The organism is Bradyrhizobium sp., from assembly GCF_027451485.1.
Classification (GTDB): Bacteria; Pseudomonadota; Alphaproteobacteria; order Rhizobiales; family Xanthobacteraceae; genus Bradyrhizobium.
The window spans coordinates 1-21,025 of record NZ_DAIDJE010000034.1; the positions used below are offsets into that span (position 1 = coordinate 1).

Here is a 21,025-nt window from a genome sequence, read left to right on the forward strand (position 1 = left end):
GACCCAAAGCACCTGCATGGCCCAGGCTGGCAGCCTAGACTGACAGCGAAATCTAAATTGCATTGGTTACGGGTGCATTGAGGAACGCTCTGAATGGCGGATTAATCGGAGGAGCCTTCATTCTTCGATTTTCGGCCAACCCCTTCTTCGATATGGGAAATTAGACGCATCCGCCGGTGCGTCGCACAACCGAGCCGGATATTTTTTAAAGTACCGCCACTTGCGGTTGACCAGTCGTTGAACCGTCCGGTGAAAAGACCCGCTTTGCGCGCACAGCGGCTTTATTCCGCGAGCTCGACCGGTCGCGCCGGGCCCGCGAGAGGCCTCTCCTCCATCAGAGCCATGCAGATCGAGGCGATCACCATCAACGCCGCTGCGGCGCCAAACACAAAACGGAACGCGGCGATCATATCGGCGGACGGAATCAGGCTCGCGGCGCCGTGGTGGTCACGCGAAAGAGAGACGTCGGAGCCGAGCGCCGTCAGCAGGATGGCCGAGAATACGGCAACAGTGAAGGAGGCCATCAAGGCGCGGAAGAAATTGGTGGCTCCCGTAATGGTGCCGACCTGCGAGCGTGCGACCGCATTTTGCGACGAGACGGTCGAGACCGGAAAGGCCGTGCCAAGGCCCAAGGCGAATATCGACAACAATCCCAGCAACAGCCAAAGTGGCATCAGCGCGAGCGCCAGTGCCGTCGCGGTGACGGCGGCTACAATGGTTCCAACGATGGCAACACGCTTGTAGTGTTTCGAACGCGCCATGGTCCGTCCGGCGATCGCCGCGCCGAGGGTGGAAACCGCAGCCAGCGGAATCAGCGCCATGCCCGCCTCGCTCGCGCTGAGGTGATACACCCCCTCGTAGTAGAGCGGCAAATAGACCGTTAGCCCCAGCATCGCACCCATGGCGCAGCCGCCGCAAACCATCGCATAAGGTACGACCGTCCCGCCCATCAGCGAAAGCGGTAGGAACGGCTCGTCAGCCCGTAAGGCGTGCCACACAAACGCCAGCGCCAGCGCGACCGAAGCGCCGACCATGGCCATTGTCGCCGGCGATAGCCAGGCGAAGCGGTTGCCACCCCAGGTCAAGACCAGCATGACAACGACCGCCGCGGCCATCAGCAGAAGGCCGCCGAGCCAATCGACCTCGCGGCGGCGATGATAAACCGGGATCCGGCCCATCTTCGGCACCAGCATCGCGAGCGAGGTAAGCCCGAGCGGCACGTTGATCCAGAAGATCATCGACCAGTGCAGATGTTCGGCAAAAACACCGCCGAGGATGGGGCCACCGATGCCGGCGGCCATCCACACGCCACTGAAATAGGCCTGATACTGGCCACGCTCGCGCGGCGTGACCACGTCGGCGATGAGGGTCTGAACGAGCGGCAGGATGCCTCCCCCGCCCAGTCCCTGGAGCCCGCGGGCGATAATCAAGACGGACATGTTAGGCGCGAGCGCGCACAGGATCGAGCCAAGGATGAAAAGGCTCATGGAACTGATGATCATGGCACGGCGGCCATAGATGTCGCTCAAAGTGCCGAACACCGGTGCCACCGCTGTCGACGCGAGTAGATAGGCCGTGATCACCCACGACAGGCTGGACACGTCCCTGAACTGCCGGCCGATGGTTGGTAACGCGGTCGCTACGATGGTCTGGTCGAGCGCGGCCAGAAACATCGTCAGCATCAGGCTCATCAAAATCGTGCGGACTTCGTTAGGCGCCAGCGCGGCGGGCGGCGCTATCGGCGGCGCATCGCTCACGTCGAGGATGTCCGCAGGAACCACGGTCGGCTCGCCGGCGAGGCTTTCCGACAACGTCTGCTGATCGGCCGATGGACGGCCCTGCCGTTCGAACTTGTTCATGGGGAAGCAGAGCTGGAAAGGGGCGGTTCGCCGCGAAACATCGTTCCCTACTTAGGCGATGATTCGAGACTGTGGCAGCCGGCGGCGTGCATGGGTGCGTCCCAGACGACGCGGCTTGGTTCAAGAATTCGCTAACGGAGGCGTGGATTAGGGTTGGCGAGCGGATGTCGGGCGCTTCTTAAGCCGGGCGCGCTTGGGTAGGGTCGCCGGCCACTGCACGATGTGATCCTCGAGATCTTCATCGGCAATTTCGTTCTCGGTTCCCTCCACGCGCCCACGCACGGAAACGCCGGCCTCATGAACCGTATTCGGATCACCGGAAATCAGCGGATGCCACCAATAGAGATCGCGGCCTTCAGCCACCAAGCGGTAACCGCAGCTTGGCGGCAGCCAATTGATCGTGCGGACATTTGCCGGCGTCAGCCTGACGCAATCAGGAACCCGCTCGGTACGGTGCCGATAATCCTTGCAGGCACAAAGACCTGCATCGAGAAGCTTGCAGGACACGTGAGTGAAATAGATTTTGCCGGTGTCTTCGTCCTCGAGCTTTTCCAGGCAGCAGCGGGCGCAGCCGTCGCACAGGCTCTCCCATTCGACGACTGACATTTCTTCCAACGTCTTGGTCTTCCAGAAGAATCCTTCCTGTCCGGAGGGTGGCTCAGGCTTTTTGGTCATGGGATCAGGATTTTGGACCCAAATTTGCGCAACCTTGCTGCTTTTGCCGTTCTAGAGGTTGCGGCAACACCACCGCAAGTGGGGATGACGACCCTAGTTTGCGATACCCCTTAAGCCGTTATCCCTTCCCCCTTAAAATGTGAGGCGGGCCGTTGGTTTATCGTCCCCGCTCGGCTAGATAGGGATGTGACAGCCTGGGCGTCCAATGCCTTCGGTTTGCCGCAACATTCCCGCACGATTTGAGCGCGGTCCACCGCCAGCGGTGATCGATCTCAAGTCGAAAACGAGAATTCCGGTTTCAGGTAACGCCTGCTCGTGCTCAAGACCGTTTTAGCCGAATGGATCAGGAAGATCCGGCACTGGATGCTGGATCTGGACGCGCGTATTGATTCCACGCTGTTCTCCGCCGGAAGGGGCACCCGCGAACTCTATGAGCGGTATTCGGCCTTCATGGACCGATTTTATGTCGGTCGCTGGAAACGGTGGGTGTTCATCGAACCCCTGTCAGAAGCCGCCACCCTTGGACTCGGCGGCCTGATCCTGTTGCTGGCCCTGGCGGTGCCCGCCTTCCGTGAGACGGCCGATGAGGACTGGCTGAAGAAATCTGATCTCGCGGTGACCTTCCTCGACCGCTACGGCAATCCGATCGGAAGCCGCGGCATCAAACATAACGATTCGATCCCACTCGAAGACTTTCCGGACGTCTTGATCAAGGCGACGCTGGCAACCGAAGATCGCCGCTTCTACGACCACTTTGGCATCGACATCGCTGGAACGTTGCGCGCACTCGTGACCAACGCGCAGGCCGGCGGCGTGCGGCAAGGCGGCTCCTCGATCACTCAGCAACTCGCCAAGAACCTGTTCCTGAGCAACGAACGCACCATCGAGCGCAAGATCAACGAGGCGTTTCTGGCGATCTGGCTGGAGACGCGGCTGACCAAGAACGAAATCCTGAAACTCTATCTCGACCGCGCCTATATGGGCGGGGGCACCTTCGGCGTGGACGGCGCGGCCCATTTCTACTTCAACAAGTCGGCGCGTGACGTCAATCTGGCGGAAGCCGCCATGCTGGCGGGATTGTTCAAGGCACCGACCAAATACGCGCCGCATATCAACCTGCCGGCCGCCCGCGCCCGCGCCAATGTCGTGCTCGATAATCTCGTCGATGCCGGCTTCATGACCGAGGGACAGGTGTTCGGCGCCAGGCGCAATCCGGCGAGCGTCGTTGACCGCCGCGACGAGAACTCGCCGAATTACTATCTCGACTGGGCCTTCGACGAAATGCGCAAGCTCGTCGACACATTCCCGAAATCCTATAACGAGCGTGTCTTCGTCGTACGCACCGCAATCGACATGAACGTGCAACGCGCGGCCGAGGAAGCAATCGAAAACCAGTTACGCCAGTTCGGCCGCGACTATCACGCCACACAGGCCGCAACCGTCGTAGCCGATCTCGATGGCGGCGTCCGCGCCATGGTCGGAGGCCGTGACTACGGCGCAAGCCAGTTCAACCGCGCAACCGATGCCTACCGGCAGCCGGGCTCGTCCTTCAAGCCTTACGTCTACACCACGGCGCTCTTGAACGGCTTCACGCCGAAGTCAGTCGTGGTCGATGGACCGGTGTGCATCGGCAACTGGTGTCCGCAGAACTACGGACATTCCTATTCCGGCCCGGTGACCCTGACACAGGCTCTGACGCACTCGATTAACGTCATTCCGGTGAAGCTGTCGATTGCGCTCGGCGGCAAGGCACCCAATCCGGCCAAGGTCGGCCGCGCCAAGATCGTCGAGGTCGCCCGCCGCTTCGGCATCAAGGCGCCCCTGCCCGATACGCCGTCGCTGCCGATCGGCGCCGATGAAGTGACGGTGCTCGAACATGCGGTCGCCTATGCGACATTCCCGAACCGGGGCAAGGCAGTGACCCCGCACGCGATCCTGGAAGTTCGCACCGGCGCCGGCGATCTGGTCTGGCGCTACGACCGCGACGGTCCTAAACCGCGGCAGGCAATTCCGGCCAATATTGCTGCAGAAATGGCCGAGATGATGAGCCACGTCGTGAGCGAAGGCACGGCGCGCCGCGCGGCGCTGGACGGCATCCCAACCGCCGGCAAGACGGGTACGACCAATAATTATCGCGACGCCTGGTTTGTCGGATATACCGGCAACTTCACCTGCGCCGTCTGGTACGGCAACGACGACTACTCACCGACCAACCGCATGACGGGAGGTTCGCTGCCGGCGCAGACCTGGCACGACATTATGCTCGCCGCCCACCAGGGCGTCGAGATCAGGGAACTCCCCGGCGTCGGCATGGGTACAAAACTGCCGCAGTCGCCGTCCGCGGCCCTGCTCGCATCTCATGGCGCGGCGCCGAAACTCCCCGATATCAGGCCGCCCCCGGTGCTGACCAAGCGTGGCGCAGACGTCCTGGTGCGGGTGGAAAGAATGCTTGATGATGCCGCCAGGGCCGCCGACGAATCCGCGAAGCCGACCAAGCCTGTCTCCTCGACCTCGGCGGCGTATACTGAAAGCTTCGCTTCGGCACTTCCCGGCGTGTCCGCAACTGCTTCAAAGAACTAAGACGTGCGGCTCATTCTTGTCACCTTACTGGCGTTGATCCTGGCCGCCGTTATTGGCCTGGGCGCCACATGGACAACAGCGACCCGCGGCACTGAGATCGGCACGCTGACCATCGGCGCCTGGACGGCACGACCGAGGACCGGCACCGTCGAGGTGGACCCTTATTCGCGCGCAACCATCGCGCGAAGCGGTGAACTGCCGATCGGTACCGGCGACGGCATTGCATTCTCGGCGACCCGCGACGACCGCAAACGGCCTCTGGACGGACGCTGCGATGTGCTGGTGAGCGGCATTACGCCGCCGGCGCGGTTCTGGACTCTGACGCTCTATGACGCGAAGGGCCGAGTGGTGGCCAATGCACTAAAGCGTTACGGCTTCACCAGCGAGGAAGTCGTCCGCGGCGCCGATGGCTCGTTCGAGGTGCGGATCGCCGCGCGCTCGCGCGCCGGCAACTGGCTGCCGACCGGCGGGATCGAACGCTACACGTTGAAGCTGCGGCTCTACGACACCCCGGTCGGCGTTGCGACGCGCTCCCAGCGCGATGCCCCGATGCCCGCCATCGCGACCGTGAGCTGCCCATGATCCGGCTGCTGTTCACCATCCTAGCCGGCATATTCCTGGGCGGTATCGTCCATCTGGTCAGCGTGCTGGCACTGCCGCGGATTGCGACCCAGGATGCCTATTCGCGGCTCGCCCCGATCACCAAGCTGAACGCCGTCACATCGCTGCCGCAGCCCGACCCCGCCACAGAACCCCTGCCGTTCATGGACCCGGCCTTCGCAGTCGCGGTCTGCCGTTATGATCTTTCCGGCGGACCGATCAAGCTCGCGGTCCCCGTGAGCCAGGCTTATACCTCGGTGTCGTTCTATACACGCAATGAGCTCGCCTACTACGCCATCAACGATCGTTCCGCCGGGCGCAAGGTCATCGAGCTCGATCTGATGACGGAAGCACAACATGCAGCTCTGCCCGAGGACGAGGATGTGACCGCCGCGGACCGGCTGATCATCGATTCTCCAAGCACGGCCGGACTGATCGTCATGAAAGCGCTGGCGCCGGAGCCGGGATTGATGGCGCAGGCACAGGCCTCCCTTGCCGCATCAAGTTGCAAGGTACAGGCGGAGCCAGCACAGGCAAAGCGCTGAACTTAACCGCGCGAGCTCACAGCATACCCTGTAGCGGGCTGGATCATGACCGGTGGATTGGCCCTTAGGCTGGCCAATTCGTTGATCAGCCGGTCCGCTTCGGCGGCCATGCTGTTGGGGCCCTGAACGACGAGCCGCTCCAGCGCCCAGCGATACGACGAAACCCGCCGCTCCTGGCACTGCTGGACCCACTGCACGATCAAGGCGTTCTCTTCCATCCGTGCGACCGCGTCGGCGCGCTCCCGCGGAGACAATTGCGAGACATGGGCAAGGCTCGCATTACGTTTCCTATCGAGCTCCAGCACGCGCGCGGCCGTTGAATAAAACGGATCGAAACGGGTGATGTCGTCGCGTGCATCGTCGATCAATTGGGAATAGCGCGAGGCATCGGAGCGGTGCGGCTCGTCGATCAGCGCGCGACCGTAAGCGGTGCGATCGAAGACAACCCTCTGCCGCCACGGCGAAGCGATCACCTGGTAATCGCCGAACACCGCTTTCCAGGCCGGCCGGGAATGCGGAGGCTCGATTAGCGGATAAGCCCGGTCGCGCAGCTGTCTTTCGTCGTCAGTGAGTTGAAACTGAGAGGCTCTCAAACCCACGCTGCCGGTCGCTTCGGCGCCCATCCACCGATGCATGTCGTCGTTGCGGAAATCTTCGCGGGTGCGGCCGAAATCACCGCCACTGCAAGCGCCCAGCAGAAGACCTGCGCCAAGCAGCATCGCGAATGATGCAGAAGCCCGGATCAAGTGAGAGTTAGTCGGCATATCAAATCCGCCGCCTAGCGACGGCGGCGACGGCGCCCCGGGGCCGTCCCCTCCTCCGGCCCGCGATCCCCAGTGGTTTCTTCAACCTGGCGCTCGATCCGGATGACGGGAAGGATCAAGACCGTTCCCTTACCTTCCTGTGGGCTGCCATCCGTGGCTGATCCCAGCCGCCGCGAGGCCGCATCTGCTGGAAATTCAATGATGGTGCCCATGCCGAACTCTCTCCGGTTGCCGCGTGCGACGCGATTTGCGGCGACGGAGGTCATTAAGAACAAAACGTGGTTAACGGCTTCTTAATTTGCGACCCCGGTCGAATAGCGGCGTACGTTTCGCAAAGACCGACGGCGACACTCCGGGACTGCGTCGCAAAGACGGCGCATCCGCCGCGGAGAGCGGTCCCATTTTGGACTCAGATTTGCCGGCAACTCGATCGACCCTGTTAAACGACAGCGCGGGCCGTGTCGTCGAAACAAGGAACTGCCCATGGGTACGCCGCATGACGAATTGTTCGAGTTATTGTCACTGCTACTTGAAGAGCCTGCGACCGTTTCAGACGACGGCGCGCGGCGCCAAGGCACGGACAATGACATTCTGTTGCTGCTAGAAGCGAATGCCCGGCTTCGCGCACTTGCCGTCCAGTTATCAAACCTGGTTGGCGACCTACAGCCTCTTCCGAGATAAAAGATCCGCTTCGCCGGTATAGGCTCTCAGGCATTCCGGATGCATCAACGAACCGGGCAGATGTCTTTTGATGAAGCTGAGCTTGTGTGACCCGATGGGGACCTTTGAAACGGATGATGGTCCGGCGCGGTCATAGGCCAAAGAGAGGTTGGATGCGTATCGGTCGCGGAATTCAGCGGCCGGAGGCATCGTCGGTTTCGCGCCCGGATCAAACACGCGGTTGCACGCCGTCGGCCACTCTAAGCGGCACGATGCCCGTGGCCATCGGGCGGTCATTCGACTGGTCGAAAGGCAATGCTCGTACCGCGAAATGCAACAGAAAAAAATCGACGAACGAGGCATCGCGGGTGTGCCGCCGGCCGCGCACTGGCTGTCAATATTTCAACGGTTTAGAATCGTTAAGATTAACGCGGCGTTAAAGCAACGCGCCTAGGCTTACGCGAGATTTGAAATCAGTCGCGTATCGCCAAGATGACCAAGCCTCCGCTGTTCTCGGGCTTTGACGGTTTGATGAACCTCTCCCGCCGAGAGGGCGTCGATATCCGCCCTACTCTGCTTCGCGTTCTTGTTGATCTCTACGTTCAGACCAGCACGCATAGCGATGAGGAAGTCCGCCAGTTCGTCGAACTGACGTCGCGCCTGATCGACCAGGTCGACGACGCGACGCGCGCAGCCGTGCGAGCGCGCCTTGCCCTTTATCCGGCAACCCCGGCAGCGGTTCTAAGGCACCTCGGGCTCAAACCCACACATTCCGGGCAGCGCGAGCCTCTGACAGGCGAAATCAATGCATCTTCCAGCGCTGTGCCGCCGCCGGCGATCTCACGCGAACCCCGCCTGCGGATGAGCTCGAAGCTGTCGATGCAGCCGGCCGATGCGGCGGAAATCAGCGGTCTGTTTTTCGGCGCTGCCTCAGCCGAGCGCGCCTTGATCCTGCACAACCTGACTGAAACGCCGCTGAAGCCGTCGCCGCGTATTCCCGCCCTGCGCGCGGAACGAGCGATCGAAACACTTGAGATGGCAGCCTGGGTCGCCGACGTCGAAAATTTTACGCTCGAACTCGCCGAGGCGTTGATCCTGCCAAGGAAGCTCGCAACCCAGGTGGTGAATGATCCCACCGGCGAGCCGCTTGCTTGCGCCGCCAAGGCGCTCGGCATGACGAGCCCGGTTTATCAGCGGGTCCTGCTTTTCCTCAAACCCGAAATCGGCAGCTCCGTTCATCTGGTTTACCGGCTGTCGCGGCTCTATGACACGCTGAACGAGCGCTCAGCGCTGATCATGCTCGCCGCCTGGCGCGGCTCGACGTTGGTGGTCACGCGCGCCAATTATCGGCCGATGCTTTATGACGACGAACGCGGCCGGGCGCGCAGCGCGGCATCGCAGACCAGGACTGCCTCGCAGCCTGCTGGCGGCGCCGCGCCGCCTCGCGAGGGATTTTCGCAGACGCGGAGACGCTAAAAAACCGCGTTGGCCTTAATCGCGCGTCAGGTCGAGGAAGTGCCGTCCCGAACGATCCTCGGTTTCCACGATCCAGGCATCCGGATCGAACCGGATTTCCTTCTTCAGACGCTCCTCAACCGACTGCTCAGGCAGAGGGTCTTTCGAGATCGGCATGAAAAGCCGCTCGATAGGTCTTGAGTCGTCGTAAACCGTCTGCGGCGCGGGCACGTAGAGCATGGCGTTGCCGTCGAGCAGCGCCACCTTCACGAATACGGCGCCTGCCTCCTCCGCTCCACGCCGGCGCACCGCGCCGAAGATGCCCGCAGTCTGGCAGCGGCGCAAATAAGCCGCGACCCAAATATTCGATTTCAATCGCATCAAACGACGATAGGCCAGCCCACGTCGGGATGCTAGCTCAGCCTACTCGATCGGATGCCCGATCATGGCAGCCAGTTCCCGCACCAAGCGATCAGAGATTTGGCCGTTAACCGGAAGCCGCCGCGCCCGTTCGAATCTTTGGATCGCAGCCAGGGTGTCGGGCCCCAAAATGCCGGTGGGTTTCAACTGACCATAGCCATATTCGGTCAACGCGCGCTGCACCGCGGCCACGCGATGCGAGCCCGGGAGGGCGGTGCCCTCGGCGCGGGTCGATACCGGCACGGTCATCGGCGGACGCGGAATATTGGCTGTGGCCGGCTGCACCGTACTCGTCGTCTTGACGAGATTGGTCAGGGAATCCACGCCTCTCGCGTCGGCGGGTCTGGCTTCGGGCAGCGGGACGTCCGCTTCAACCGGGCGCGGCCGCGGCACGTGGCTGACAGGCACGGCCGCAACCGCCGGCATCACTGTCACAGTTCCGAACATCGGCGCGGGATGACGACCGGCTTGCATGAGCAGCGCGTTCGCAATGATCGCGATGACGGCCGCTAACGCAAGCCCGCCCGCAATCATATCCTTCGGGCTGTACAAAAAAATGCGCATCGCAAGGCTGCGCTCGGAATCTTCCTTGGTCGCTGCCGCTCTGGAGCGGCGGCGGCGCGGCATATCATCACTGTCAGTCAATTTCCTAGGCACTTCTCTTCACCTGAGGCGCTTGCTCGGGCATCGCGGAACGCGACGGCAGCGCGAGCGTGGTAATATTGCTTCCGGGTTGCGATGGCTGAGGTGTCAACGGCAATGCTACCGTAACGACCGTGCCTTCGTCGACCTTGCTCTGCACGGCCAATTCGCCGCCATGCAGGGCAACGAGACTCTTGACGATTGATAATCCAAGGCCTGTGCCTTCGTGGCGGCGTTGATAGGTCTTGCCTGCCTGAAAGAAAGGATCGCCGATCCGCTTGAGATCATCGGCCGTGATGCCAACGCCGGTGTCGGCGATGCGTACCAGAAGCCGCGCACCTTCGACTGCGGCCGACACCGTGACCTTGCCACCGCGCTCGGTGAACTTGACGGCGTTGGAGACCAGGTTAAGCACGATCTGCTTGAATGCGCGGGGATCGCCGATCATAACCGGCAAATCGTCCGCGGCCCGGGTAACAAGATCGATGCCGCTCTCGCGCGCCTTCAATGCCAGAAGATTGCAGCAGTTGACCAGCGCCGCCCGCGGAGCGAAGGGCTCGGGCATGATCTCGAAATTTCCTGACTCCATCTTCGACATGTCGAGAATGCCGTTGACGACCGACAGAAGGTGTTGCCCCGAATCGTTGATCAGCTGGGCATACTCCTTGCGGCGCGCAGCATTTAGCATCAGCGCGTCTTCCTGCATGATCAACTCGGAGAAGCCGATAATGGCGTTAAGCGGCGTGCGCAACTCGTGGCTCATGGTGGCGAGGAAGCGCGTCTTGGAAGCATCTGCCCGCTCTGCCGCCGTCCGCGCCAGATCCAGCGCATGTTCCTGATTTTTACGCTCGGTGACGTCGCGCATGACCGCGACGACCTCGGCTTCGGTGGTTTGCGAGAACACCGTTTCGAGCGGCCGGCAACGCATCTCCACCCAGATGAAATTCACCTGATTGACCCGTCCGGCCTCGCACCCGCAGACTGCGTCCCGCTTCAGGCGGAACTCGACGCTCTGCGCATCGCCTCGGCAAGCCGCATCCGCAAGCGCGGTAAGGTAGGCCGGGCGATCGGCGACATGAACGCGGTCGAACAGGCCAAAGCCGAGCAGACCCGAGGTCGGCGTCCCCAATAGCGCCTCCGCAGCCGGCGAGATGAACCGCACGGCACCGTTACGGTGATGACGTGAAATCACGTCGCTCATATTTTGCGCCAGCAGGCGATAACGGTCTTCCTCGACATAAAGCAACGACGCGCTGGTTCGCGCGAGCAATTCGGTGCCAAACGCCAGGCCTCCGGCGTAAAGCGTTGCGGCGGCCACGCCAAATGCGGTCAGGATCGCGCGCATATGCGGACTGACATCCAGGACAGGCAGTAGCTCGAAATGGCCAAATGCGATCAAGAGGCCAACACAGATCAAAGCAAGCGCCGAAGCGAAGGCGACGACACGGCGCGAGGCCGAAAGCGCGGCCTCTACCGGCACGACCACCAGCCAGATCGCCGCAAACGATCCGATGCCGCCGGTGCTCGATGCCAACGTCATGATCAGTCCGGCAAACGCCAGCGATGAAAGGCAGCAGGCCTCCTCGTAACGGCCGGTGCGCGACAGAAACCAAGACAGGAGAATAGGCGCAATCAGCCAGGCGAAGGCCGCGACCCCTAGCGCCGTTGGCGCGCCGTGCAGGGCAAGATAAACGGGGAACGCTGCAAAGGCCGTGAGGCTCCCCAATAGTCGCGGGGCGATAAAAGCCCGGTGGCGGGCTCGGGCCAGCACATCTTGCCGTGCGGACGGGTGCAGCAGCGCATCTAGGCAATCGCGAATGGTACTCAGAACTATCACTACTTTTCGCTTCGGCCTGCGCGTCGAAACCGACGTCCCGAAACGCCCCCCTTGTCGAAATCGCACCGTGTCAGAGCCACATTAAACGAACGCTAAGGCGGCCCGCATTGCGGCAAAAGACCGTATCTCCACGGCGCTTTCCATCTGCAATGCGAGCTTCAATCAACGCAGATGGTGAACGGCGGGTTTCCGCAAGTCATCGGCTATGGTTTCGAAATCGTGGATGGCCCATCATAAGCGGCCGCACTGGATATCAATGAAAAATTTACGCCGAATCAAACGAAGCGGTTTTTGCGCAAATCCTTCACCATTAACTTCAATGCAAACACTTGGGCTTTATCGACGGCTGTTAGAGATCGGGATTGAAGACAACGGGACAAGAGAGACAGCCGGACTAGCAAGATGTTTTTCCTGCTTCGCTTGGCGTTTTGGATTGGCTTGGTCCTCGTCTTGCTGCCGAGGGACAAATCTCCGGACTCTGACAAGACGCCGCAAATCAATGCCTCCGAGGCGATCTCGGCAGCCACCGCGGCCGTAAGCGACATGAGCCAGTTTTGCAAACGCCAGCCCGCGGCGTGCGAAGTCGGCGGTCAGGCAGCGTCCGTGATCGGTCAGCGTGCCCAAAGTGGCGCGAGGAAGCTGTACCAGATCATCACCGATAAACCCGACAAGACCAACAAATCCGATAAGCATGCGCCCGATCAAACCGGATCGATCGGTGGCATGGATAGCGGCGATCCCGCACAGTCGGATGGCGCGCCTGACACGTTGACGCCGGACGACGTGCAGATCGAATGGCAGGGCGCCCCGCCATCACCATAAATCCCGCCGAGATCAGGAACAATTCTGATCGGGAACGACCTCGCTTTCGCCCGCCTTCACCCCTATATAAGGGTTTGCGAAGGTTGAGCACGCTTATGGCGACGATTGACGACATCCGTGAAAATTTCGAACTGCTGGACGACTGGGACGACCGCTACCGGTATGTCATCGAACTCGGCCGCACGCTCGAACCGATGCCGGAAGCCGAGCATTCTTCAGCCAACAAGGTGCAAGGTTGCGTCAGCCAGGTCTGGTTGTCCAAAAAAGTCGAACGCAACGGCGCGGGTGAGCCCTTGTTGAAATATCTGGGCGACAGCGACGCCCACATCGTTCGCGGACTGGTCGCGATCCTGCTCACGCTTTATTCCGGCCAGACACCGCAGCAAATTCTGGCAACCGACGCCCTCGCCGTCTTCGACGAGTTCGGCTTCCGCGAACACCTCACGCCGCAACGCTCCAACGGTCTGCGCTCGATGGTCGAGCGCATCCGCACCGACGCGCGTGAAGCACTGGCTGCGGCGTCATAGGAGCAGCGCTATTTGCGACGGCGGCGCTGCTGGCCAAGCCCCATTTTCTTGGCGAGTTGCGAACGGGCCACCGCATAATTGGGTGCGACCATCGGATAGTCCGGCGGCAAGCCCCATTTCTCCCGATATTGCTCCGGCGTCATGTTGTATTGCGAACGCAGGTGCCGTTTCAGCGACTTGAAGCGTTTGCCATCTTCAAGACACACCAGATAATCGGGCGCGATGGATTTCTTGACAGAAACCGCGGGCCTTGCCGGCTCGGCGGGAGCTTCGGGTCGCCCGGTCGAAACGCGCACCAAAGCGGCATGGATCTGGTTGATCAGGCCGGGAATTTCCGATGCGGGCGTCGGATTGTTGCTGAGGTAGGCGGAGACGATATTCGCCGTCAGGTCGATGAAATTCTTGCCCGTTGTGTCGGTCATGGCCAAAGCCTTCTCAAGATCTTCATCGCGCAAGTGATCCCCTTGCCGATTTACGCTGCGGCACCAGCTTGGCCGATATGAGCGGATTACTTGGGCAGAGACAAGAACGGGGATGCGGTTTTCACGGCCGTTGATCGAGATGCGCGCGCAACTCGTCGATCGAGGCGAAACGCATCATGCCTTCCGGCATCTGCGCTTCGATCGAACCGTCGGAATAGAGCGAATAGGCCATACCGTCGACGACTCCGGATTTGAGGACCGTCACCGGCGGCTGACTTTCGGCAGAAGCGGGCTGGCGCATCGCGGCGGCAGGTTCGCTGAACGCCGGAGGACTCCGTGGCGGGCGGCGCCGAGGCGGCACATCGGCCGGCCGCGCCCGTTCGGACTTCGGCCAGGCATCCTCAAAGCTCGGCGGTGCAGCCTCGCTGGGCTCGGGAGGCGACGCGTCCCCCGCGGTTCCCGGGAGGGGTTCGGCGGCCACTGTATCGCCTGGAAGCCCTTGGGCGCGTTCACGGTCCCGGCGGGAGGAGGAGGAAAACATCAAGTTTCGTCGAGGTTTTGCAGGTTGTTCGGAGGCGGATGGCAATGGCGCCTCCTGGCGGGATCGATCGTGCGGCGCACTCTCTTCGTCCCAAGATGGCGCTGGAGGCGATGCCGGCTGCTCGGCGCGCGGTTCCATGCTATCGCCCGCGGTGCCGGCCGGGCGCGGCAAGGCCGCCCGCTGGCTTGCGCCGCTCTTCAAATCGAAGGCGGGCCTCGAAGCCAGCTGGCCCGCGGTGCCCTTCAATTCTCTGACCGCGACCCACAAGCTCAGGATAATCAGCCCGGAGCAGGTGGCGACGGCGCCAGCGAGGATCAGAGTGTTGCCAAGGCCAAATTCGTTGATGGGGATCCCGAAACCGATGGCTGCGAGACCTGCCCCCACGCAGCCGATCCCGGCGATCAACATTCCAATCATCATCAAACTTACCCCTGGGCCGCGCTTCGCCATGGCGCAGCCCCTACCGCGCCCGCCGCCACGATACCGTCATATTGCGTGCCGAGCCAACCGCCAATTAACAAGGTCATTCCGGGAGCTGCGTTCGCTGGAACCATGGTTGCGAGCCAAATCGCCCATTTCGTTGCGTTGCAATAGGCGAATTACGCCACAATTGCCAATTACTTGGCCTCCGAACTGCGCTATATGGTCGCCGGGGTTAAGGGCCCACGAGGCGCTGGATGGGCCGAGGGGACGCCGGGTTACTCAATAGCATGACATCAATCACGACTTCCGCCGTCGACACGCCTTCGCGGCGCTCGATCGAGCGGGCTTGCGACGACACGGCAATATTGGTGCTGGTCGTGGTCGCAGTGATCGCAGGCTTCACCTTCCGCGACTACGGCCTTGGCTGGGATGATTATACCCACGCTGAATATGCCGACCTGCTGCTCAAGATGTACGGTTCGGGCTTCAGGGACACCAGCGCGTTATCGTTTGCCAACCTCTACATGTATGGCGGCGGTTTCGACATGGCAGCGGCGCTGCTGCACAAGGTGATCCCGCTTGAGCTGTTTGAAACCCGGCGCCTGCTCGGCGCCATTGTCGGCATCATCGGCTTCACGGTGAACTGGCGACTGGCTCGTCGCGTCGGCGGCCCGCTGGCAGGACTTGCGGCGCTGTTGCTTCTTGCGCTGTGTCCGACCTTCTACGGCCACATGTTCATGAACCCGAAGGACGCGCCATTCGCGGTGGCGATGATCATCCTGATGCTCGGCCTGGTCCGCTTGGTGGAAGAATATCCGCATCCCACCCCGCGAACGGTTCTGATCACCGGCCTCGGCGCCGGGCTTTCAATCGGCTCGCGCGTTCTTGGTGGCCTCGCGCTGCTTTACGCGCTGATCGGGTTCATGCCGCTGCTGATCGAGGAAGTCCGCACCAAGGATGCACGCGATGCTATCAAGCGATTTGCGCAGACGGCCTATACGCTGCTGCCCGGCCTGATCCTCGGCTACCTCGTGATGGGGTTGATTTGGCCATGGTCGATCATCGCGCCCAACCATCCGTTCCTGGCCGTGACCTACTTCTCACACTTCTTTGAGAAGCCGTGGAAAGAGATGTTCGATGGCGCGCTTGTGTCGGTCCCCGACATGCCATGGTCATATCTTCCCACGTTGTTCGCCCTTCAGCTTCCGGAGGTTTTGCTGGCGCTGACCGTTGCCGGGGTCGGCGGGACTTTCATTGCGCTCGTCCGCAAGGATGTCTCCGGCCGCCGCAAGACGATTCTCTTGATGCTTGCGCTGGCTGCGGTATTGCCGATCGCGATCGCCATTGTGAAGCGCCCGGCACTTTACAATGGCATCCGTCATTTCATCTTCGTCATTCCGCCGATGACGGTGCTAGCCGGCCTCGCCTTCGCGCGGGGAATGGAAAAGCTGGGAGAAAATCGCCGCACTTGGCAACCGGCCGCGCTGGCGCTTTTCTTGTTCGGCCTGCTGCTGCCGCTTGGCGAAATGATCCGGCTTCATCCTTATCAATACACTCATTTCAACCACATTGCCGGCACGGTGCGCGGGGCCGACGATCACTATATGCTCGACTATTGGGGCCTCGCATTCAAACAGGCTTCCGACGGTCTCCACGAACAACTGGACGCACAACACCTAAGCCCGCCGCCCGGACGCAAGTGGAAGGTCGCCGTGTGCGGCCCGCAGCGACCGGCCCAGGTTGCGCTTGGACCGGATTTCACGATCGGCTGGGACAGCCACGCGGCCGACTTCGCCATGACGCTCGGCGAGTTCTATTGTAAGGGCCTGAGTGCGCCGGTGATGGTAGAAATCAAACGCGACGACGTGGTGTTTGCTCGCGTCTACGATATCCGCGGACGCACGATCTCAAGCCTCTTGTCGATACCGCCGCCTTAACCACGCATAGGCGCAGCGCCAAGCATAACTGCCACATCCATAACGCGCCTTGCCGGCCGCCGGCGCCGCGAATACGCTTACGCCAACCCGACAATGAATTAGGAGGAGGCAACATGTCGCGAGCCGAAGCTGTTTTGAAGGAAATCCCGTCTGGAATGACGGACGCGGAGTGGGAACAGCGCGTCAATCTTGCCGCGTGTTACCGGTTGATCGCCTATTATGGCTGGGACGACCTGGTCGACACCCACATCTCTGCACGTGTTCCGGGACCCGAGCATCATTTTCTCATCAACCCTTACGGGCTGATGTTCGATGAAATCACGGCCTCGAGCCTGGTCAAGGTCGATCTTGACGGCAACCTGCTCACCAAGAGTCAGTACAACATCAATCCGGCTGGGTTCACCATCCATTCGGCGATCCATGAGGTTCGCGAGGACGCCGGCTGCGTGATCCATCTGCACACGCCGGACGGCACTGCGGTCGCAAGCTCCGCGGAAGGCCTGCTGCCGCTCAATCAGACCGCCCAGCTCGTGACCTTCGATCTTGCCTATCACGATTATGAAGGCATCGCGCTCGACCATGACGAACGCCCTCGGCTTCAGCGCGATCTCGGCGACAAAAATCATATGCTGTTGCGCAATCACGGTACGCTGACGGTCGGCCGCTCGGTTGCGTCGGCCTTCGAGCGGATGTTCCACCTCGAGCGGGCCTGCACCATGCAGGTGCGGACCCGAATGCTGGGACCGACCGCCTACCCGGTCGATCCTGCCGTGATCGACAAGAACACCCGGCTGCTCAACAACCCCGAACGGGCTGAACTGCGCTCAACCATGCTGGTATGGCCGCCACTGTTGCGCAAGCTCGACCGGCTCGACCCCAGCTATCGGAATTGAAAGGCCAGCAAATCCGGTATAAGGTTTTTCCATATACCTCTGCACGCCGAATCAAACGCCGCTCAATTCCGGGCGGCGTTTTTACATTGAGCGGTCCGGCTCCCTTTGCCACTGCGTGTTGCCGCCATATTCCTCGACAGGCGCGCGACCACCGGCTCGTTGGGATGACGGCCCCGGGAGATACCATGAAGAAGCGCATCATCCTCATCGCCATTGCGGTGGCATTGGCGGCTTTTTCGCCTTCAGCAATGGCCCAGCAGGCCGACCCTCCCATCCAGGGGCTGTCGGCCAAGATCAAACAGAAATATCTGGAACACCGGGCAAAGCTCGTAAGCCGCGTCAAGGACATCTATTTTGCGGTCGGCTGCAAGATTGTGCCGAGCGAAGCCGGGTCGCGTTCACTTACCCGAAAGGAGAGCGAGCTTGCCCAAATCAGGGACCAGACGGTCTTTGATCTCAAGGAAGATCAGGAACTCGTGGAAGCCGCGAAGCAGGAGGGCCTGGAACGAGCAGCCAAGCCGGGTGCGTGCGAGTTCTACCGCCGCCATCCGGACGCCGCCGAAGCGATGCGACGGGCAGCAGACGACGACGCGAAGCAATAGCGGTCGTCGACACCCATCGCACCATCGTTTCGAACCGGATCTATTCCGCCAGCGCAGCGAGAATCCGGGCCCAGGAACGAATGCCTTTGTGAAAGCTTCGAAGATCGTATTTCTCGTTCGGCGAGTGAATATTGTCGTCGTCGAGCGCAAATCCGACCAGCAGCGAGTCCAGACCAAGCGTGCGCTTGAAATCGGCCACGATCGGGATCGAGGCGCCCGATCCCATCAACACCGCATCCTTGCCCCACTCCTCCGCCAACGCACGGCGGGCGGCGGCGAGCGGCTTCATGTTCCAGTCGAGGGCAACGGCGGGAGCATTGGAGTGATCGGTGAATTCCGCGCGGCAATCGCCCGGCAACCGCGCTGTGACATAATCGCGAAAGGCGTTCCTGATCCGGTCAGGATCCTGTCCCTGGACTAACCGGAACGAAACCTTGGCGGAAGCCTCCGCGGGAATCACCGTCTTTGAGCCCTCGCCGATGTAGCCGCCGACGATGCCGTTGACATCGCAGGTCGGTCGGGACGCCACCTGCTCAATCAACAGGCGTCCCTTCTCGCCTGCGGGGATCGAGAGCCCGACCGGCTTGAGGAAACTTTCGGGCGTCATTTCGAGCTTGCGCCATTGCTCCAGCACGTCTGGCGGCAAATCCTTGACGCCATCGTAGAAGCCCGGAATCGTGATGCGGCCATTGTCATCGAAAATGCCGCCGAGAATTCGGGTCAGCACCCGGATCGGGTTTTGCGCGCCGCCACCGAAAATGCCGGAATGCAGATCGCGGTTGGCGGCCTTGATCTTTACTTCGTCATACACGAGCCCTCGCAGCGAGATGGTGATGGCCGGCGTCGCGGGATCCCACATGCCGGTATCGCAGACGAGCGCAAAATCCGCAGAAAGGTCCGCCTTGTTCTTTTCAAGGAATGGAACGAAGTTTTTCGAACCGACCTCTTCCTCGCCCTCGATTACGATCGTCAGATCGATCGGTAGCGACCCCGTCACGGTTTTCCAGGCGCGGCACGCTTCGACGAAAGTCATCAGCTGTCCCTTGTCGTCTTCGGCGCCGCGCCCAACAATAATTTTCCGGCCGTCCGCGTGATCGGCAACGGCGGGCTCGAACGGCGGTCGATGCCAGAGATTCAAGGGGTCGACGGGCTGAACGTCATAATGACCATAAAACAGAGCGTGCGGCCGCCCGCTGCCCGACTTCCCGTTGGATTTGGCGACAACGGCCGGATGGCCGTCAGTGGGCCGTACCTCAGCGCTCAATCCTAGCGTGGCGATATCCTTCGCCAGATGATCGGCCGCCGCCTTGCAGTCGGCGGCGAAGACCGGGTCGGCCGAAATCGACTTGATCCGCAATAGCGTGAACAGACGTTCGAGGCTGGCGTCAAAATCCGCATCAATGCGATCGAGAACTTCTTGAAGTTGTGCGGTGCCGGACATTTCCGATCTTCCTTCAGTTGGCGGGCCTGTCTTGCTTTCAAATCTACGGCAGGCTGGCGGATGCGGACAAGGAGCCGACCTGGCGCACAGTCTTATCTTCCAGGGGGTGCAGGAGATGCCAGGCCAACGTCCCGGCAAGCACTGCGGTCGCAAGGAAGTTGTTCCCGAATGCTTGAAAGCTACGTGGGAAATACGGCAATGCCAGGCAGAGCAGGATGCCCGCAATCGCCAGTGCGGCCCATGTACCTTTGCGCGCGCCCGCGCGGGGATCGTAGGCCGCACGGTGCAGCAGAACGGTCAGTGGAAAGAACAGCCATATGAAATAGTATTGGCGCGCGAGCGGCGAGGCCACCGTCATAAGACAAAACAGGATGCCCAGTTCCTCGGCATCCGACTGCGGCGTCCGGCGCGACATCGGCGGCATTACGGCGATAAAGCCGAGACCTAGGATCGCCGCCGCCGCCAATACCACCCAGTTGGCGGTCTTGAAGTCAAGATCGAGCAAGTTCATGTAGGCCGGCGTGCTATTCGGGTTGTCCTGATTGTAATCCACCGGGCGGGTCAGGCGATGGGTCAATGAGATCAGCGACTGGTTCATCCACGACCAGTTCTGGTCATCGCGCTGTCCAAATCCCGCTTCCGAACTGGATCCAACCATTCCCTGATACCAGGTCTTCAGTTCGGAGAGATTGTGCTGAAAGCCGCGTATCGGCGTCGGAATGGCAATGAGAAAGACCACCAGAAAGATCATCATGCTCGCGACCGGCTTCCACTGCCGCCGCCAGACGAGATAGGGCAGTACCGCAACCGGAAAAACCTTGATCGCGGTCGCGAGCGCGAACAAGATTCCCGAACCCCAGGGACGCTCGTGTCGCAGCAGCCAGAACCCCCAAAGCATCAAGGCGAGCAGGACCAGGTTGGGCTGACCAAGATCGAACATGTCGAACGTGAAGGAGATCATGACAATCGAGGGCAGCGCCGCGAGCCAGGAAGATGCAACCTTGCCGTCGCCCGTCATCGCGTTGGAAAGCTGCGCCGTCATCCACCACGCAGCCGCGTTGAGCAGTGACAGCCAAAGATAGAGCGGGATTTTTCCGAACGAAGCCGGGATCGCGAGCAGAATGGCGGCCGGCGGTGGATACAGGAACGCGAACGAGACGTGAGGATCGTGCGGATAGAGATCGCCCCCATGCAAGATCTGCTGGCCGGCCCAGAACCAGAGCGGATAATCCTTTGTTTTGCCGTGACCAAAGATTTCGGGACCGAGCACGTCGGCGGTCAGGATAAAGCAGCAGATCAGGAAAAGGATATCGAGCGGCGCTCGTAATGACGGAAGTCTCAAAACGCTTCACTTTCTGAAAGCTGAAACAGGATTACGCC

General features: G+C 61.2%; 20 protein-coding genes. 9 read left to right on the forward strand and 11 right to left on the reverse strand.

The window, feature by feature from the left end; translation table 11 throughout:
- Positions 1 to 281 precede the first annotated feature (281 nt).
- Together NEZ08_RS04415 and NEZ08_RS04420 are read right to left on the reverse strand one after the other, a co-directional pair.
- Positions 282 to 1,859, reverse strand: a complete 1,578-nt coding sequence (locus NEZ08_RS04415; RefSeq protein WP_298104058.1) for an MDR family MFS transporter — start codon at positions 1,857 to 1,859, stop codon at positions 282 to 284.
- A gap of 147 nt (positions 1,860 to 2,006) precedes the next feature.
- Positions 2,007 to 2,534 carry a YcgN family cysteine cluster protein gene (locus NEZ08_RS04420; protein ID WP_298104060.1) on the reverse strand — a complete coding sequence of 176 codons (528 nt, stop codon included), beginning with the start codon at positions 2,532 to 2,534 and terminating at the stop codon, positions 2,007 to 2,009.
- Between the two features lie 363 nt (positions 2,535 to 2,897).
- On the opposite strand from NEZ08_RS04420, the gene NEZ08_RS04425 reads away from it, so the two are divergent.
- Genes NEZ08_RS04425 through NEZ08_RS04435 form a run of 3 tightly spaced genes read left to right on the forward strand, consistent with a single transcriptional unit; the run spans position 2,898 to position 6,259 of the window.
- A complete protein-coding gene (locus NEZ08_RS04425) occupies positions 2,898 to 5,114 on the forward strand; it encodes a transglycosylase domain-containing protein (protein WP_298104063.1) in 2,217 nt (738 codons plus the stop codon).
- 3 nt (positions 5,115 to 5,117) lie between these two features.
- Positions 5,118 to 5,696, forward strand: coding sequence for a DUF1214 domain-containing protein (locus NEZ08_RS04430; RefSeq protein WP_298104066.1), 579 nt, complete (start codon positions 5,118 to 5,120; stop codon positions 5,694 to 5,696).
- The gene (locus NEZ08_RS04435) at positions 5,693 to 6,259 is read left to right on the forward strand and encodes a DUF1254 domain-containing protein (RefSeq protein WP_298104069.1); all 567 of its coding nucleotides are present in this window, start codon (positions 5,693 to 5,695) and stop codon (positions 6,257 to 6,259) included. The genes NEZ08_RS04430 and NEZ08_RS04435 overlap by 4 nt, the downstream gene beginning before the upstream one ends.
- 2 nt (positions 6,260 to 6,261) lie before the next feature.
- On the opposite strand, the gene NEZ08_RS04440 is transcribed toward NEZ08_RS04435, so the two are convergent.
- Both NEZ08_RS04440 and NEZ08_RS04445 read right to left on the reverse strand, forming a co-directional pair.
- Positions 6,262 to 6,978: a hypothetical protein gene (locus NEZ08_RS04440; RefSeq protein WP_298104195.1), complete on the reverse strand. Its 717-nt coding sequence runs from the start codon at positions 6,976 to 6,978 to the stop codon at positions 6,262 to 6,264.
- A 59-nt stretch (positions 6,979 to 7,037) separates the two neighbouring features.
- Complete coding sequence (locus NEZ08_RS04445; protein ID WP_298104073.1) at positions 7,038 to 7,235, reverse strand: hypothetical protein; 198 nt, start codon at positions 7,233 to 7,235, stop codon at positions 7,038 to 7,040.
- 940 nt (positions 7,236 to 8,175) lie between these two features.
- Here NEZ08_RS04445 and NEZ08_RS04450 point away from each other — a divergent pair.
- Positions 8,176 to 9,159: a DUF2336 domain-containing protein gene (locus NEZ08_RS04450; RefSeq protein ID WP_298104076.1), complete on the forward strand. Its 984-nt coding sequence runs from the start codon at positions 8,176 to 8,178 to the stop codon at positions 9,157 to 9,159.
- A gap of 15 nt (positions 9,160 to 9,174) precedes the next feature.
- Here NEZ08_RS04450 and NEZ08_RS04455 read toward each other — a convergent pair whose 3' ends face one another.
- From NEZ08_RS04455 to NEZ08_RS04465, 3 genes are read right to left on the reverse strand one after another with little or no spacing between them, the layout of a single operon-like run.
- Positions 9,175 to 9,519 (reverse strand): DUF1491 family protein, encoded by a 345-nt coding sequence (locus NEZ08_RS04455; protein WP_298104080.1) that lies wholly within the window; start codon positions 9,517 to 9,519, stop codon positions 9,175 to 9,177.
- Positions 9,520 to 9,561: 42 nt separating this feature from the next.
- The gene (locus NEZ08_RS04460; protein WP_367278373.1) at positions 9,562 to 10,203 is read right to left on the reverse strand and encodes a peptidoglycan-binding domain-containing protein; all 642 of its coding nucleotides are present in this window, start codon (positions 10,201 to 10,203) and stop codon (positions 9,562 to 9,564) included.
- A 4-nt stretch (positions 10,204 to 10,207) separates the two neighbouring features.
- Positions 10,208 to 12,037 (reverse strand): PAS domain-containing sensor histidine kinase, encoded by a 1,830-nt coding sequence (locus tag NEZ08_RS04465; RefSeq protein ID WP_298104083.1) that lies wholly within the window; start codon positions 12,035 to 12,037, stop codon positions 10,208 to 10,210.
- 402 nt (positions 12,038 to 12,439) lie between these two features.
- Here NEZ08_RS04465 and NEZ08_RS04470 point away from each other — a divergent pair, with 402 nt between their 5' ends.
- Together NEZ08_RS04470 and NEZ08_RS04475 are read left to right on the forward strand one after the other, a co-directional pair.
- Positions 12,440 to 12,859, forward strand: coding sequence for a DUF5330 domain-containing protein (locus tag NEZ08_RS04470; RefSeq protein ID WP_298104086.1), 420 nt, complete (start codon positions 12,440 to 12,442; stop codon positions 12,857 to 12,859).
- A 95-nt stretch (positions 12,860 to 12,954) separates the two neighbouring features.
- Positions 12,955 to 13,386 (forward strand): SufE family protein, encoded by a 432-nt coding sequence (locus NEZ08_RS04475; protein WP_298104089.1) that lies wholly within the window; start codon positions 12,955 to 12,957, stop codon positions 13,384 to 13,386.
- Positions 13,387 to 13,394: 8 nt separating this feature from the next.
- On the opposite strand, the gene NEZ08_RS04480 is transcribed toward NEZ08_RS04475, so the two are convergent.
- Positions 13,395 to 13,808 (reverse strand): MucR family transcriptional regulator, encoded by a 414-nt coding sequence (locus NEZ08_RS04480; protein ID WP_298104092.1) that lies wholly within the window; start codon positions 13,806 to 13,808, stop codon positions 13,395 to 13,397.
- Between the two features lie 121 nt (positions 13,809 to 13,929).
- Positions 13,930 to 14,109 (reverse strand): hypothetical protein, encoded by a 180-nt coding sequence (locus tag NEZ08_RS25745; RefSeq protein ID WP_367278374.1) that lies wholly within the window; start codon positions 14,107 to 14,109, stop codon positions 13,930 to 13,932.
- Between the two features lie 950 nt (positions 14,110 to 15,059).
- On the opposite strand from NEZ08_RS25745, the gene NEZ08_RS04490 reads away from it, so the two are divergent.
- From NEZ08_RS04490 to NEZ08_RS04500, 3 genes are all read left to right on the forward strand, one after another.
- Complete coding sequence (locus NEZ08_RS04490) at positions 15,060 to 16,709, forward strand: glycosyltransferase family 39 protein (RefSeq protein WP_298104098.1); 1,650 nt, start codon at positions 15,060 to 15,062, stop codon at positions 16,707 to 16,709.
- Positions 16,710 to 16,822: 113 nt separating this feature from the next.
- Entirely contained in the window at positions 16,823 to 17,602 is a 780-nt protein-coding gene (locus NEZ08_RS04495; RefSeq protein ID WP_298104101.1) for a class II aldolase/adducin family protein, read from the forward strand.
- A gap of 185 nt (positions 17,603 to 17,787) precedes the next feature.
- Positions 17,788 to 18,204 (forward strand): hypothetical protein, encoded by a 417-nt coding sequence (locus NEZ08_RS04500; RefSeq protein ID WP_298104104.1) that lies wholly within the window; start codon positions 17,788 to 17,790, stop codon positions 18,202 to 18,204.
- 40 nt (positions 18,205 to 18,244) lie between these two features.
- Here NEZ08_RS04500 and NEZ08_RS04505 read toward each other — a convergent pair whose 3' ends face one another.
- Both NEZ08_RS04505 and NEZ08_RS04510 read right to left on the reverse strand, forming a co-directional pair.
- A complete protein-coding gene (locus NEZ08_RS04505) occupies positions 18,245 to 19,645 on the reverse strand; it encodes a M20/M25/M40 family metallo-hydrolase (protein ID WP_298104106.1) in 1,401 nt (466 codons plus the stop codon).
- A 43-nt stretch (positions 19,646 to 19,688) separates the two neighbouring features.
- Complete coding sequence (locus NEZ08_RS04510) at positions 19,689 to 20,987, reverse strand: glycosyltransferase family 87 protein (protein WP_298104109.1); 1,299 nt, start codon at positions 20,985 to 20,987, stop codon at positions 19,689 to 19,691.
- Between the last annotated feature and the right edge of the window lie 38 nt (positions 20,988 to 21,025).